Source organism: Pseudomonas sp. SWRI111, assembly GCF_014268555.1.
Taxonomy (GTDB): domain Bacteria; phylum Pseudomonadota; class Gammaproteobacteria; order Pseudomonadales; family Pseudomonadaceae; genus Aquipseudomonas; species Aquipseudomonas hamedanensis.
Genome location: NZ_JABWQQ010000012.1, coordinates 99,520 through 113,269, shown reverse-complemented (window position 1 = coordinate 113,269; position 13,750 = coordinate 99,520). Strand labels below are relative to the sequence as shown.

Here is a 13,750-nt window from a genome sequence, read left to right as displayed (position 1 = left end):
CTACAGTTGATTTGTGTACGACAGTCCCGACAGAGGCCACCCCAGACAAAGGAAATATCGAATGTTGCCAGTAGACGCCCCTCAACCAGTCGCTGCCTCGGTCATCGAGGTGGGCGATGCCCGCGAGCGGTTTGCGCAGTGGCGCGAGGGCAATGCCGGCAAGGTCTTGTCGGTCTCGGTGATCGGCGACAGCTACACCGCCGGGCAGGATTTCTACCTGAACAAACTGGTGCAGCGAGTGGCCGGCGAAGTGGGGTTCGCGGGCCCCGGTTATGTCGGTTTCAACCACGGCGCAGCGCTGGGCGGCACGCACTTCAAATACACCCGCAGCAGCGACAAATACTTCGGTGGTGGCTGGAAAGTTTCCGACCTCGGCCAGGCCAGTCCTGACAGTCGCACGGTGACGGGTAAGCCCGGTGCATGGCTGCAGATTGATGCCAGTCCGACCCCCGCCATCGATACCTCAGTCACCCAGGCGAAATTGCTCTATCTGGGCAACGGCCAAAGCAACGAAGTCTGTTATCGCTGGACGCCCGCGCAAGATTGGCGGCCGCTGAAGCTCGAAGGTTCGGGCGTTCAGGAAGTCGCGCTGCCCGACGCACCGTCGGCGGCAGACTGGTCGTTCAAAATGGAAGTGGTGCAGGGCGCACCGACGTTGTTCGGCCTGTGGATGAGTAACGATCAGCAGGGTGTACGGGTGTCGAAACTGGCAGCGTCCGGGGCGGCGTCAGCTGACTTCTATCATCAGGATCCAGCGTGGCAAGCGCAGTGGAAATCCGTCGTGTCGAAGATCCCGGCCGACGTCTATCTGATCATGCTTGGCGGCAATGACCAGGGTTTTGGCGTCAAGCCAGCGCAGTATCTGCAGAACGTTCAGGGGCTGGTCGCGATGCTGCGCGAGATCCAGCCGGCGGCGAGCATTAACCTGATCATGCGTCAGGACACCACGCGCTCCAGCGCCTATCCAATGTCGGCGTATGCGCAGGTACTCGAACCCTGGGCGCGCGAGCAGCATCTGGGTTACGCCAACCTGCAATGTGCGTTTGGTCCCGACGTCAAACGCTACGCAGCCGCGATGATCGGCCCGGACAAGATTCATCCGCTGCCGGCCACGGGCGGCAAGGTGATTGCCGATTATTTTTATGGCTGGATCATGGGTCACGATCCTGAGTGCGGTGCTGCCGTGAAGATCTGAATGTGGGAGCCACACCACAAATCCTTGGTATGACCTGAATCCCTGTGGGAGCGGGCTTGCTCGCGAAGGCATTGGCATCTCCAACATCTCCATTGCCTGACCCACCACTTTCGCGAGCAGGCTCGCTCCCACAATGGATTGGCGTGAAGCCAAAGTGATCAGGCGTCGTGCTTGAAGGCGTCGATAACACCCAGCAACTCCGCGAGCTTCTGCGGCATTAACCGCGTATCGCAACGGGTTTCCACGTTGATGATAATCGCCGGGTCGTTGCAGCACAGGCGCACGCGGAAGCGCCAGTCGCTGAAAATCACTTTCAGCCCATCGAGGTCATCCATTTCCAGCGCCTGCTCGCCATACAGTTGCTTCAAGTGAGCGAGCAGGGGATAGGGATCGCGCATCGGCCGGCGGATATCGCCGGACGCGGGAAACACGCCGATGCGCTCGACCAGCAGAATCGTGCCCAGCCAGGATTCATTGGCGCTGGGCAACGGTTGATGGCGGGACAACCAGCTCATCACCCCGAGGTTGTCTACCTCACGTTCAATCTCTGTCGAATGTTGTGCAATGTTCATGGTTGTCCGCCTGTTGTGAGTGAAAGCCGTCTCAGCGGCCCTTGAGGTACACGTTCTCGTAGCAGAAATTGGTCGCTTGCAGATAACCCTCGGCGTCGCCGCAGTCGAAGCGCAGGCCCTTGAATTTGTAGGCCAGCACGCAACCGTTCTGCGCCTGTTTCATCAGCGCGTCGGTGATCTGGATCTCGCCGCCCTTGCCCGGTTGGGTGTCGGCGATCAGGTCGAAAATGTCTGGCGTCAGGATGTAGCGACCGATGATCGCCAGGTTCGACGGGGCGTCTTGCGGCGCCGGTTTTTCCACCATGTTGTTGACCCGGTAAATACCCTCGGAAATCAGCTCGCCGGCGATCACCCCGTACTTGTGGGTCTGGTCCGCCGGGACTTCCTGGATGGCAACGATCGAGCAGCGGAATTTCTTGTACAGCTGGATCATCTGGGTCAGCACGCCATCGCCTTCCAGGTTCAGGCACAGGTCATCGGCCAGCACCACGGCGAAGGGTTCGTCACCGATCAACGGGCGACCGCTGAGAATGGCGTGGCCCAGGCCCTTCATTTCCACTTGGCGGGTATACGAAAAGGTGCAGGTATCGATCAACTCACGGGTGCCGGCGAGAAATTTCTCTTTTTCGGTGCCGCGGATCTGGTGTTCGAGTTCGTAGCTGATGTCGAAATGGTCTTCCAGCGCACGCTTGCCGCGACCGGTGACGATGGCCATGTGTTGCAGGCCGGCGTCCCGCGCTTCTTCAACGGCGTATTCGATCAATGGCTTATTGACGATCGGCAGCATCTCTTTCGGCATGGCTTTGGTGGCCGGCAGAAAACGCGTGCCATAACCGGCAGCGGGGAACAAACATTTACGAATCATAAAAACATCCTGGACAGTCATGGAACACAGGCGACGGTTGCAAGCCGAAAGAACCGGCTGCAAGTTATCAATGATGATTGAAGGGCTACTTTAATACAGTAGCCAGGTTGTTAATGGCAATGCGCAGTCGCGGTTAAATACTGCAATGTTATGCGATGTCGGTCAGAGCATTATTAGTTATTTTTAGTCGGCATCTGCTAATAGTGGTAAGTGCGCAGGGAATGCTAATAAGTATCCGCCAACAGAGTTTGACCCGGAAAAATATTTATTACCAGTGGTTGAACTAATTTTGTTAAAGGTTGTTGTCGCCTTGTTTATGTGGACTGCCACACACATTCACTGCATGAGGCTTGACACGCTACCGGGTACTTACCAATGACGGACCGCGCTATGAAAATTCTGGTCACCGGGGGCGCCGGCTATATCGGCTCGCACACCACACTTGCACTGCTCGAAGCAGGTTATGAAGTTGTTGTTCTGGATAATCTTTGCAACAGCAGCGATGCGGCATTGCACGCCATCGAAGCCATCTGCGGCAAGAGCGCGTGGATGATCCGCGGCGATGTCTGCGACCGTGCGCTGCTTGACCGGATTTTTCGCGAGCACCGGATTGACGCGGTGCTGCATTTCGCCGGGCTCAAGGCGGTCGGCGAGAGCGTGCGCAAGCCGCTCGACTACTACGAAACCAACGTCGGCGGCAGTATCACGCTGTGCCAGGCGATGGCGGCGGCGGGGGTGTTTCGCCTGGTCTTCAGTTCATCGGCGACGGTATACGGTGAGCCTGCGCAAATGCCGATCCGCGAGGATTTCCCCACGGGCAATCCGACCAATCCCTACGGTCAGTCCAAGCTGATCGTCGAGAACGTGCTGCGCGACCTGAGCCTGGCCGAGCCGCGCTGGAGCATTGCGCTGCTGCGCTACTTCAATCCGATTGGCGCCCACGCCAGCGGACACATGGGTGAAGACCCCAACGGCATTCCGAATAACCTCGTGCCGTATATCAGCCAGGTCGCGGTCGGCAGCCTGCGCGAACTGTCGATCTTCGGCAACGACTACCCGACGGTCGATGGCACCGGCGTGCGCGATTACATCCACGTCGTCGATTTGGCCGACGGGCATTTGAAAGCCCTGCAATCGATCAGCGAGCGCAGCGGTATCCACACCTGGAATCTCGGCACGGGCGATGGCTATAGCGTGTTGCAAGTGCTGCATGCCTTCGAACAGGCCTGCGGCCGGCCGGTGCCGTATCGCATGATGCCGCGCCGTGCCGGTGACATTGCCGAGAGCTTTGCCGACGCCTCGAAAGCGGCGAAAGAACTTGGCTGGAAAGCCACGCGCAGTTTGCAGGACATGGTCACTGATACCTGGCGATGGCAGTCGAACCATCCCAACGGTTACGCGCAATGATGGCCAATTAGCCCAATGTTATTTTCAGTCAGGTTGTTAGATAACGTCGGGAAATTACACTGGCAATGCCTTTTACAAGTCCGTAGATATAAACCTGCCGTTCGACTTTTATCAGTTGGGTAAGACTGTGAGAGAACAACGGATCTTGTTCGCGCTTGTGGCGGACTTGAACGCTACCAACTCTAACTCAGGCCGGTTTTTTAACAGGTCGAATGTTAGAAAGGAGTTGTTATGAAAAAAGTGATGGCAGTTGCCCTGTTGACGATGTTGAGCAACTGGGCTGCCGCCGCTGAAGCGCCGCTGACAGCGGTAACCAATGTAGGTGGCAGTGTGGCGGCTTCTCAAGCGCCCGCTGCCAGTACTGCAATGGTTGCCAGTGCTGTAGCGGCGTCCAACAGCGGTGGCAGTGCCAATGGCGGTACCACCGGTACGACGGGTACCACCGGTACAACCGGCACGCATAACTAACAGGAATATTTGTTAGTGCAGTACAGGGTCGCCCGACGCAAGTCGGGTGACTTTGTTTTTGGATTCGCCCTTGAATAGCGTAGTGCCATTATGACTCGTAGTGTTTATCTTTTAATGTTGGCAAGTCTCGCTTTGCAAGGTTGCATGTTTTCCCCCGGTCAATACCTGAGCACTGGCAGCATCACCCGCCAGGGCGCCAGTGAAAGCAGCCGGGTCGAGCTGATTCCGATCACGCCCAAGCTGATTTCCATGAACCGCGCCACGCAAAAGCGTGAGACGTTGCCGCCGGAATTGCTGGCGACCCCGGCCGAATACCGCATCGGCAACAACGATGTGTTGTACATCACGGTCTGGGACCACCCCGAGCTGACCGCCCCGTCCGGCGCGCAGCAACAGATCGATGCCAACGGCCGCCTGGTGCGCTCCGATGGCACGCTCTACTACCCGTTCATCAAGGAAGTCCAGGCCGCTGGCCGGACCATCCAGCAACTGCGTTCGGACATCGAGCAACGGCTGTCGGCGTTCATCGCCGAGCCGCAGGTGGATGTCGCGGTGTTGCGTTTTGCCAGCCAGAAAGTCGTGGTCACCGGAGCGGTCACCAAGGCCGGACCGCAGGCGATCTCGACCAACCCGCTGAGCGTGGTCGAGGCGCTTGGTTCCGCCGGAATCGACACCAACAATGCCGACTTGTCCGGGTTGCTGCTGACGCGTAACGGGCGTGTCTATCCGCTGAATCTGGACTCGCTCAACCAGCAGGATTCCGAGTTGCAGAACGTCTTCCTCAAGGGCGGCGATCAGCTGTATCTGCCGTACAACGACAACAAACGCATCTACGTCATGGGCGAGGTCAACCAGCCACGTGCCCTGAGTTTCAAGACGGCGACGATGAACCTTTCCGATGTGCTCGGTTCGGTCGGCGGTTTGAGCCAGACCACCTCCAACGGCAACGCGGTGTACGTCATTCGCGGGGTGGAAAACCTTGATGTTGAACCGGCGAAGATCTACCAGCTCGAAGCCGAATCGCCGACCGCCATGGCACTCGCCTCGCACTTCCAGGTTCGCCCGCAGGACGTTGTATATGTCGGCCCGGCCAACGTGACGCGCTGGAACCGCTTCATCAGCCAGTTGGTGCCGTCGGCGTCGATTGTCGGTACCGGGGCTTCCGCTGCGAAGAACTGGAGCGAATACAGTAACAACAGCAAATAAGGCCGCCCGACTGTGAAGACTTTGAAAGCGGGCGTCTGCCTGATGGCGGCCTTATTGCTGTGCGGCTGTAATCCGTTGATGAGCGCGTCCTTGAACAACCTCAAGGCAGCGGCCGTCGGTCCCGACGAAGTAGAGGTGAGCCCCGCCGAAGTGGCCGGGGTCAACTATCCGCAATTGAAACTGACCACGCCGTCCGGCTCCGGGGTACTGGCGCTGGTACGCGAACGTGAGGACCTGCAGTTCTGGGTCGCGTCCGGCAAACAGGTGTTGCTACTGCGTAACGGCCTCGCCGTACGCAGTATCGGCCTGGGCCTGGAAGGCGATCTGGACGGCACGCGGCTGGCCGATGACGCGCCGTTCAAACACGGCCTGCACCACGTCGCCGATGGTTTTGCCACACGGCGCTGGATCGATCTGTACAAGGGCCAGGAAGTCGGCGTCATCGTCAACAGCCGCTTCTCCCGCCGCGCCAGCGAAACCCTGGAGATCCTCGACAAGGCCTATACCGTGCTGCGTATCGACGAGCAGATTGACGCCCCGGCCATCGGCCTGCGCGCGACCAATCGTTACTGGGTCGATCCGCGTGACGGTTTCATCGTGCAGAGCGAGCAGCAACTGACCTCGCAACTGCGCGTGAAAATCGTACAGCTGACGCCTGATCGCAGGCACCTGCCGTGAAGCGCCTCGGTTATTTAGCGTTGTGCCTGATGCTGCTGAGCGGCACGGGTCACGCAGCCGTCACCGTTTCCGGCGATGTCGCCAACCCCGGGGCGATCGAGTTGCCACCCGGCGGGCGCTTGCTCGATGTGATCAGCGAGGCTGTGCCCAATGCCGAAGGGTACTGGCTGGCAGGCGTGTTGCTGCGCAAATCGCTGGTGGAACAGCAGACGCGGCTCAAGGTCGGCGTGTTGTTTGATCTCGACGTGTTGCAGCGCATGGCCACGCTGTTCGACCGGCCGAGCAGGGCGGCGCTGGCGCAGCGGATGGCCGAGCAAGTGCGGCAAATGCCGGTCACCGGGCGGCAGATCGCCGACCTTGACCCGGTGGCGCTGGAAGTCGGTTTCGCCCGCAACATTCGTCTCGACGACGGCGATCGCCTGATCTACCCCAAACGCGTTGACGAAGTTCAAGTGCTGGGCGCGGTCGCCGAGCCGTGCCACTTGCCCTACCAGCCGTTGCTGGAGGCCCGTGAATACCTGCAAGGCTGCACGATTCTGGCCGACGCCGAAGCCGACTACCTGTGGTTGATTCAGCCCAACGGTGTTTCACGGCGCGTAGGCATTGCGCACTGGAATCGCGAGAGTGGGCAGTTTCCGGTGGCCGGCAGCAAGATTCTTGTACCGCTTAAAAATGATGATCTAGATCCGCCTCTTCCTGAACTGAATCAGCAGTTGGCCGAATTCATTGCCACGCAGCTGGCCGAGGTGGTTCGTTGAAGTTACGTTTTGCAGCTGTGTTGTTATTGCCTTGCGGTCTGGCTCATGCCGAGCCGCGCATTACCCAGAATGACTTCGGTGGCGCCGGTCTGCTGCAGACGCCGACCGCACGCATGGCCCCGGCCGGCGAGTTGAGCGTCAATGCCAACCGCACCGACCCCTACAGTCGCTACAGCGTGTCGTTGCAGCCGCTGGACTGGCTCGAAGGCTCGTTTCGCTACACCGCGATCACCAACCGGCCCTACGGCTCGGAGGCCCTGAGCGGCAGCCAAAGCTATAAGGACAAGGCGGTCGATGCCAAAGTCCGGCTGTGGGAAGAAAGTCACTGGGCGCCGGAAGTGGCGCTGGGCTTCCGAGATATCGGTGGTACCGGTTTGTTCTCCAGTGAGTTTTTCGTCGCCAACAAGCGCTACGACAATTTCGATTTCAGCGCGGGCATCGCCTGGGGCTACATCGGCAACCGTGGCGACTTCGATAACCCGTTGGGCTTTGCCAGCGAGCGCTTCAAGACCCGCCCGGAAACCGAAGGCACCGGTGACGTCAATGCCGGTTCGTATTTTCGTGGCCGGCCGTCGTTCTTCGGCGGCGTGAGTTACCAGACGCCCTGGGATCGCCTGAGCCTGAAGCTGGAATTCGACGGCAACGATTACAAAAACGAACCGAAGGACAACGAGATCAAGCAGGACTCGCCGATCAACCTCGGCGCGGTGTTCAAGGTGACCGATTCGATCGATCTCAGTGCGGCGTGGGAACGTGGCAACACCGCGATGTTCGGTGTGACTTTCCACACCAACTTCGTCAGCCGCAAGGCGCCCGCCAAAACCTACGACCCCACGCCGGAACCGTTGCCGGCAAAAGCGCCGACGAAGACAATGGAGCAGGTCGACTGGGCTGACGTGTCCAAACGCTTGCAGCAGAATGCCGGTTACAAGGTCGAGCGCATCAGCCAGCGCGATTCCGAGCTGATCGTCTATGGCGAGCAGCAGCGTTATTTCCATTCGCCCAAGGCCGTCGGGCGGGCGAGCCGGATTCTTGATAACAGCGTCAACGACGACATCGACTGGTTCACCGTGGTCAACAAGCGCTACGACCTGCCGCTGGAAGAAACCAGCGTGCCGCGCCAGACCTTTCGCGAGGTGATCAACAACGAAGAGCCGTTGCTGTCGCTGCACCGCACCACCGAGATCAACCCGGCGATGCCGCACAACGAAAAAACCCTCTACACCGAAGCGCCGCAGCATTTCAGCTATGGCGTGGGGCTGGGCTTCAAACAGAACGTCGGCGGCCCGGACGGCTTGCTCTATCAATTCAGTGCCGATGCCGATGCCGAGTATCGCTTCAATCGCAACACCTGGTGGAGCGGCTTGCTCAGCGCGAACCTGGCGAACAACTTCGACAAATTCAGCTATGACGCGCCGAGCGGTTTGCCCCGTGTGCGCACGGACTTGCGTCAGTACCTGACCACCTCCAATACCACCATGCCGTTATTTCAGGTCAGCCACGCCGAGCAGTTGGATAAAGACCTGTACGGCATGGTCTACGGCGGTTACCTGGAGTCGATGTTTGCCGGTGTCGGCGGTGAAGTGTTGTTCCGTCCGACCGGCGAACGCTGGTCGCTGGGGGCGGACATCAACTGGGTGCGTCAGCGCGATTTCGATCAGGGATTCGCCTTGCGCGACTACTCGGTGGTGACCGGGCACATCACTGGCTACACCGACCTGCCGTTCGACACGCTGGCCGCGGTCAGCGTTGGCCGCTACCTGGCCGGCGACTGGGGCACGACCGTGGACATTTCGCGGGAGTTCTTCAACGGCGTGCGTGTGGGGGCGTGGGCGACGATCACCACGGCCAGCAGCGCTGAGTACGGTGAAGGTAGCTTCGACAAAGGTCTCTACCTGTCGATCCCGTTCGACGAGATGATGAGCATGTCGACCATGCGCCGCGCCAACCTGGTCTGGGCCCCGCTGACCCGTGACGGCGGCGCGAGGCTCAATCGCAGCTATCAACTGCACTCGATGACCGATAGCCGGGAAGGGGACATGTTCTATCGCAACTTCGAGAAAATCACTGAGTAAGCGCTGGCCTCCCAAGCCCGACACAAAACCATTGCAGGAGTGAGCCTGCTAGCGATAGCGTCCGGTCAGTTGACATCTTGATGCCCTGACACACCGCTTTCGCTGGCAAGCCAGCTCCCACAGGGTCTGCGTCACGCCGCAACTCTGGATCCAGCCCCAAAACCTGTGGGAGTGGGCTTGCTCACGAAGGCGCCGGCACATCCAACATCTCCATCGCCTGACCCACCGCTTTCGTGAGCAAGCTCACTCCCACATTGGCTATCTGCCTCAGCGAAAATCCCTGCTCAACCCCAAACCTGTGGGAGCGGGCTTGCTCGCGAAGGCATTGGCACATCCAACATCTCCATTGCCTGACCCACCGCTTTCGTGAGCAAGCTCACTCCCACATTGGCTATCTGTCTCAGCGAAAATTACTGCTCAACCCCAAAACCCTGTGGGAGCGGGCTTGCTCGCGAAGGCATTGGCACATCCAACATCGCCATTGCCTGGCCCACCGCTTTCGCTGGCAAGCCAGCTCCCACAGGGTCTTGCGTCACGCCGCAGATCCTGGCTATGACCTGAATCCCTGTGGGAGCGGGCTTGCCCGCGAAGGCATTGGCACATTTAACACCTCCATCGCCTGACCTACCGCTTCCGTGAGCAGGGTTCGTACCTGTACTCGGTACCGGTTTACCCAAATCCCGCCCACAAAAAAGGGGACTTTCGTCCCCTTGCGACCCGAAGCACTGTGCCTCAGTAAATATCCTTCGACAGCAAGGTAAATGGCGTCTTCACCAGAATCTTCAGATCCAGCCACAACGACCAGCTGTTGATGTACTGCAGGTCAATCTCGACGCGCTTCTGCATCTTGTCCAGCGTGTCAGTCTCACCACGGCAACCGCTGATTTGCGCAAGCCCGGTGATGCCCGGTTTAATCCGGTGACGCGCCATGTACGCGAGGATTTTCCCCGAGTAGTAGTTGTTGTGCGCAACCGCGTGAGGGCGTGGGCCGACCAAAGCCATGTGCCCTTGCAGCACGTTGAACAGTTGCGGCAACTCGTCCAGCGACGTGCGGCGGATGAAGCGGCCGACAGCGGTGATACGCGAGTCATTACGGCTGGCCTGTTTCACTTCGCGGTCATCGTGAACACGCATCGAGCGAAACTTCCAGACCTTGATCACCTTGCCATTCCAGCCATGCCGATCCTGCTTGAAGAACACCGGGCCGGGGGAATTGATCTTCACCGCCAGGGCAATCAGCAGCAGTATCGGACTCAGCGCGATGATCGCCAGGAACGCCACGGTCTTTTCCACGAGGCTTTTGCTCAACGCCGCGGTCGGACGGCTGGTCAGCGGACTTTCATTGAGGTAGATCGCCGGCAGACCATCCACTACTTTCACCGAGTGATTGAGCAGGGTCAGGCTGTTCAAGTCCGGGACCCACACCACATCGACGTTAGCACCCAGCAAATCGACATACATCGCTTCGATTTTCGCCGCTTCGCACAGCGGCAGGGTGATGTACAAACGACGGATGTCGTGCGCTTCGATCAGTTCCAGCAACTCGTCCTGCGCACCCACGACACGCGGTGCATCCGATGCGAGAACCGGTGTGTCACCGTTGCTGACCAAACCGATCAGCGGCAGGTTTTCCAACTGGCTGAGTTTCCTCGCCAAGCCCAGTGCCAGTTCGCCGGTACCGACGATCAGGGTCCTGTGCTCGCTTTTCCGCGAACGCTGGTAGTACTTGGAAAACGCATGCAGCGGAGCGTACAGAAACGCCTGACCGAGGAAGCCGTAGACCGCCCAGCTCAGGATCACCTGGCGGGAAAACAACTCATCGGCCTGGCAGACAAAGGCGATGCACGCGAGTGCCGCCATGGTCATCGACCACCCCATGAACAGCCGACCCAGCCCGGTCAGGTAATTATCACGTTTACGATAAACGCCGCTAAACGTGTAAGCCGGCACCGATGCCAGAACGGCCAGCGTTGCGCACATACGGTAGTAGAACGCGACCGTCCCGGTGTGCTGCTCGGCGAGTATGAACAACAGCGTTACCACAAAGCCCTGTGCCAGCGCCCATTGGCCCCAAAAGGTCAGTCCCTTGAGGCCCGTGCTTCGATTGATACTGAGAGAAAGATCCATACGATATCCCCAAAAGACGTCCATTCAGGTTTCAACAGTTGAAAACCGACTTGTTATGCAGACTTATTGTTTTTGTTCTAGCGAGTGTCCTGAGGTAACAACGTCGATATGTCGAACTGTCGTCAGTCAATAGACTAAGTTATTGACGGGAAGGGTGTCTGACGAGTTCTAACAAGATGGCACAGTGCCAACTTTTTAATAGTTAAATAGCTGAGCTGTTAGAAAAGGTCGTGGAGCGGGGGGTGAATAAAGGCAGTTGTATTTGTTACTGTTGGAGGGGTGGAGGCAGGTGGCTGGGTAATCAGGGGAGGTGAAGCCAACAGAGTGCTCTTCTTGTTGTTGTAGTCGCACTTTATATCTGTTTGCTTTATTCGGAGTGTCGAAGGTGATTACGCGACGATATCCTGGATGAGGCAATACCCGCGGTTTCTTACAGCACGAAACAGCCGTTCGCCGTTACTGGCGCTCTTAAACTTGTCCTGCAATCGGCTCAAGCACATCTCAAGCCCGCGGTATTGCTCTGGTTCGCGACCGATACTCAGAATCAGGTCGTCGCGACTGACAACGCGATCTTCGTGAGTCAGCATCTTTCTGACCAGTGCTGTCTCCAGGCCAGTCAGGCTGATCTCGACACTGTCTTTGACCAATGCACCCTGAGCGTTGTCGAGATGCCAGGTTTCGCTGCCGGATACATCACTTTCAATGGCGGTTGGCATTGGATTGTTATGTCCAGTCAATGCCGGGATGTTGTGAAAGGGATTGCCTGTTTGCGCGGCTCGCCATTCGGATTCAAGCGTGGCCAGTATGCGCTGGGTATCATGTTCGATGCTGCGTGCAACATTTTTTCGACTGAGGCTTGGGTAACTGAACTCCATGACCGTTGGGGCGGAAGAGGGCGAAGCAACACCTTCAACAAACATTTGTGCCTGCGATGTGCCAAACGAGTTGAAACGTTCACTGGACAAGATGCTCTCCAGTTCACGCTGCGACGTTGAGCTGTGCGCCACGACAACAAAATATTTTCTTGGGAGGGTTGTACTCGTTTCCATGTCTCTCTCCTAAATACATACCAAAATTGGCTAAAAGATAAATCGGCAGGCGAGCAATGACTTCCTCGGAAGTAATCGATAGGCAGGGTTGGGCCGAATGATGGCCCTCGATAAATTCCACTCGAACTGCTGCTATGTTATGGATTTATTGTTATGGGTCGTGTAGTCGCGCTCATTCAAAAGCATGATTTCTGACAGGCGTGGAGCAGAACTGGAGCTATAGAGTTGCATCAGACGATCCTTCGTTCGTATGCAAAAGGGATTGGCTGCCCGTGAATCAGGCAGTCGATATCAGGCCCCGCATCAGGCGATAGCCGTAGCCGCGGATGCTCTGAATCGCGTTTGTACCATACATCTCCTTGATTTTTCCACGCAAGCGACTGATTGATTTTTCCAGCGCTCGAGGATCGTAGAAATTGGTGTTGAGGCCCATGATGCCGGCGATTTCATCGTGGCTCAGTATGTGATTACCCGTTTGCGCAAAGGCTTCGAGGATCTTCATTTCGGCAAACGAGATGTCAAGTTTCTTGCTGGTGCTCATCAGGCAGATACGCGTCGGGTCGAGCGTCAAGTTGATGTCACGTTGCCATTCTTCACTATTGAAGAACTCTGCCAGCAAGTCGGCAGTGTCGTCTGAAAGGGTATTGAGCTTGATACAGGCATCCGCGCCGGCCAGATAATATTTGATCTTGTTGAAGGCGCCACGGCCCGTTATGACGGCGCAGATCAGCGGTTTCAAGTTGTCGCTACGCAGGCTTTCGACCAGGGCGAGATTGTCTTCAAGGGCCTGCGGGCTATCGATGACAAGGAAGATGGCGCGATACGAACCCAGGTATTCATTCTGGTTGAAGTTGCCTGTGTATTCGCTGGCTTCAAGCGGTATATCGATTCGCACGTGCGGGGCGACCAGCGCTCTAAAATGTTCAGCCACGCCACGGGTACGACCCAAAGTGAGAACACCAGGTTCGTCATTTGTCGGGCGCGGGCTTCTAGTCGCTAAGTTCCCTGAGAGCATCATGCTTTGACTCGAATTAGTGCTGACATCGGGATGTTAAAGCACCGGTTCTCATCTGTGACTGACAATTGGTAACATTTACGCGGAAATTAGACGTGGCTCGCGAGTTTTCTAACAATAATTAAGCTTTTCAAGCTTTTAGTTGATTTCCGCGAAGCTGTGAACTACTGCCTAGATGATGGCGATATGCAATGGTGCCACTATTCTGAGTCTATTGCGATGGCTTTGTTTATGTCCTTTTGCCACTGAATGGCCATCCAGGAAGAATGTGAGCCAAGTCACACTTTATATCTTTGCTGAAATATTTTTACTACATAGACATAAATTTTTTCTGA

12 protein-coding genes are annotated in these 13,750 nt (G+C 57.5%); 7 read left to right on the top strand and 5 right to left on the bottom strand.

Annotated elements, in window-relative coordinates:
• Positions 1-61 precede the first annotated feature (61 nt).
• Positions 62-1,195: a GDSL-type esterase/lipase family protein gene (locus HU755_RS15705; protein ID WP_186634220.1), complete on the top strand. Its 1,134-nt coding sequence runs from the start codon at positions 62-64 to the stop codon at positions 1,193-1,195.
• Between the two features lie 158 nt (positions 1,196-1,353).
• Here the strand turns inward: HU755_RS15705 and HU755_RS15700 are convergent, their stop codons facing one another.
• Both HU755_RS15700 and galU read right to left on the bottom strand, forming a co-directional pair.
• Entirely contained in the window at positions 1,354-1,767 is a 414-nt protein-coding gene (locus HU755_RS15700) for a mannose-1-phosphate guanylyltransferase (RefSeq protein ID WP_186634217.1), read from the bottom strand.
• A gap of 31 nt (positions 1,768-1,798) precedes the next feature.
• Positions 1,799-2,632 (bottom strand): UTP--glucose-1-phosphate uridylyltransferase GalU, encoded by an 834-nt coding sequence (gene galU / locus HU755_RS15695; RefSeq protein ID WP_186621835.1) that lies wholly within the window; start codon positions 2,630-2,632, stop codon positions 1,799-1,801.
• Between the two features lie 390 nt (positions 2,633-3,022).
• On the opposite strand from galU, the gene galE reads away from it, so the two are divergent.
• The 6 genes from galE (at position 3,023) to HU755_RS15665 (ending at position 9,224) form a co-directional block, all read left to right on the top strand.
• Positions 3,023-4,039, top strand: a complete 1,017-nt coding sequence (gene galE, locus HU755_RS15690) for a UDP-glucose 4-epimerase GalE (RefSeq protein WP_186634215.1) — start codon at positions 3,023-3,025, stop codon at positions 4,037-4,039.
• A 231-nt stretch (positions 4,040-4,270) separates the two neighbouring features.
• Complete coding sequence (locus HU755_RS15685) at positions 4,271-4,507, top strand: hypothetical protein (protein WP_016775457.1); 237 nt, start codon at positions 4,271-4,273, stop codon at positions 4,505-4,507.
• 144 nt (positions 4,508-4,651) lie between these two features.
• Positions 4,652-5,713: a polysaccharide biosynthesis/export family protein gene (locus HU755_RS15680; protein WP_225922786.1), complete on the top strand. Its 1,062-nt coding sequence runs from the start codon at positions 4,652-4,654 to the stop codon at positions 5,711-5,713.
• Positions 5,714-5,725: 12 nt separating this feature from the next.
• Complete coding sequence (locus tag HU755_RS15675) at positions 5,726-6,391, top strand: YjbF family lipoprotein (protein ID WP_186550454.1); 666 nt, start codon at positions 5,726-5,728, stop codon at positions 6,389-6,391.
• Between the two features lie 29 nt (positions 6,392-6,420).
• Complete coding sequence (locus tag HU755_RS15670; RefSeq protein WP_186621888.1) at positions 6,421-7,149, top strand: capsule biosynthesis GfcC family protein; 729 nt, start codon at positions 6,421-6,423, stop codon at positions 7,147-7,149.
• On the top strand, positions 7,146-9,224 hold the full coding sequence (locus HU755_RS15665) for a YjbH domain-containing protein (protein WP_186634212.1): 2,079 nt from the start codon (positions 7,146-7,148) through the stop codon (positions 9,222-9,224). The genes HU755_RS15670 and HU755_RS15665 overlap by 4 nt, the downstream gene beginning before the upstream one ends.
• A 732-nt stretch (positions 9,225-9,956) precedes the next feature.
• On the opposite strand, the gene HU755_RS15660 is transcribed toward HU755_RS15665, so the two are convergent.
• The 3 genes from HU755_RS15660 to HU755_RS15650 form a co-directional block, all read right to left on the bottom strand.
• Positions 9,957-11,351, bottom strand: a complete 1,395-nt coding sequence (locus tag HU755_RS15660) for an undecaprenyl-phosphate glucose phosphotransferase (RefSeq protein ID WP_186634209.1) — start codon at positions 11,349-11,351, stop codon at positions 9,957-9,959.
• A 389-nt stretch (positions 11,352-11,740) separates the two neighbouring features.
• Entirely contained in the window at positions 11,741-12,400 is a 660-nt protein-coding gene (locus HU755_RS15655) for a helix-turn-helix domain-containing protein (protein WP_186634206.1), read from the bottom strand.
• Between the two features lie 277 nt (positions 12,401-12,677).
• Positions 12,678-13,418 carry a winged helix-turn-helix domain-containing protein gene (locus HU755_RS15650; protein ID WP_186634203.1) on the bottom strand — a complete coding sequence of 247 codons (741 nt, stop codon included), beginning with the start codon at positions 13,416-13,418 and terminating at the stop codon, positions 12,678-12,680.
• Between the last annotated feature and the right edge of the window lie 332 nt (positions 13,419-13,750).

Excerpts from the sequence above, each read along its gene's own strand:
- HU755_RS15705 (WP_186634220.1), top strand. The coding sequence starts at position 62 with ATGTTGCCAGTAGACGCCCCTCAACCAGTCGCTGCCTCGGTCATCGAG.
- HU755_RS15700 (WP_186634217.1), bottom strand. The coding sequence starts at position 1,767 with ATGAACATTGCACAACATTCGACAGAGATTGAACGTGAGGTAGACAAC.
- galU (WP_186621835.1), bottom strand. The coding sequence starts at position 2,632 with ATGATTCGTAAATGTTTGTTCCCCGCTGCCGGTTATGGCACGCGTTTT.
- galE (WP_186634215.1), top strand. The coding sequence starts at position 3,023 with ATGAAAATTCTGGTCACCGGGGGCGCCGGCTATATCGGCTCGCACACC.
- HU755_RS15685 (WP_016775457.1), top strand. The coding sequence starts at position 4,271 with ATGAAAAAAGTGATGGCAGTTGCCCTGTTGACGATGTTGAGCAACTGG.
- HU755_RS15680 (WP_225922786.1), top strand. The coding sequence starts at position 4,652 with ATGTTTTCCCCCGGTCAATACCTGAGCACTGGCAGCATCACCCGCCAG.
- HU755_RS15670 (WP_186621888.1), top strand. The coding sequence starts at position 6,421 with ATGCTGCTGAGCGGCACGGGTCACGCAGCCGTCACCGTTTCCGGCGAT.
- HU755_RS15660 (WP_186634209.1), bottom strand. The coding sequence starts at position 11,351 with ATGGATCTTTCTCTCAGTATCAATCGAAGCACGGGCCTCAAGGGACTG.
- HU755_RS15655 (WP_186634206.1), bottom strand. The coding sequence starts at position 12,400 with ATGGAAACGAGTACAACCCTCCCAAGAAAATATTTTGTTGTCGTGGCG.
- HU755_RS15650 (WP_186634203.1), bottom strand. The coding sequence starts at position 13,418 with ATGATGCTCTCAGGGAACTTAGCGACTAGAAGCCCGCGCCCGACAAAT.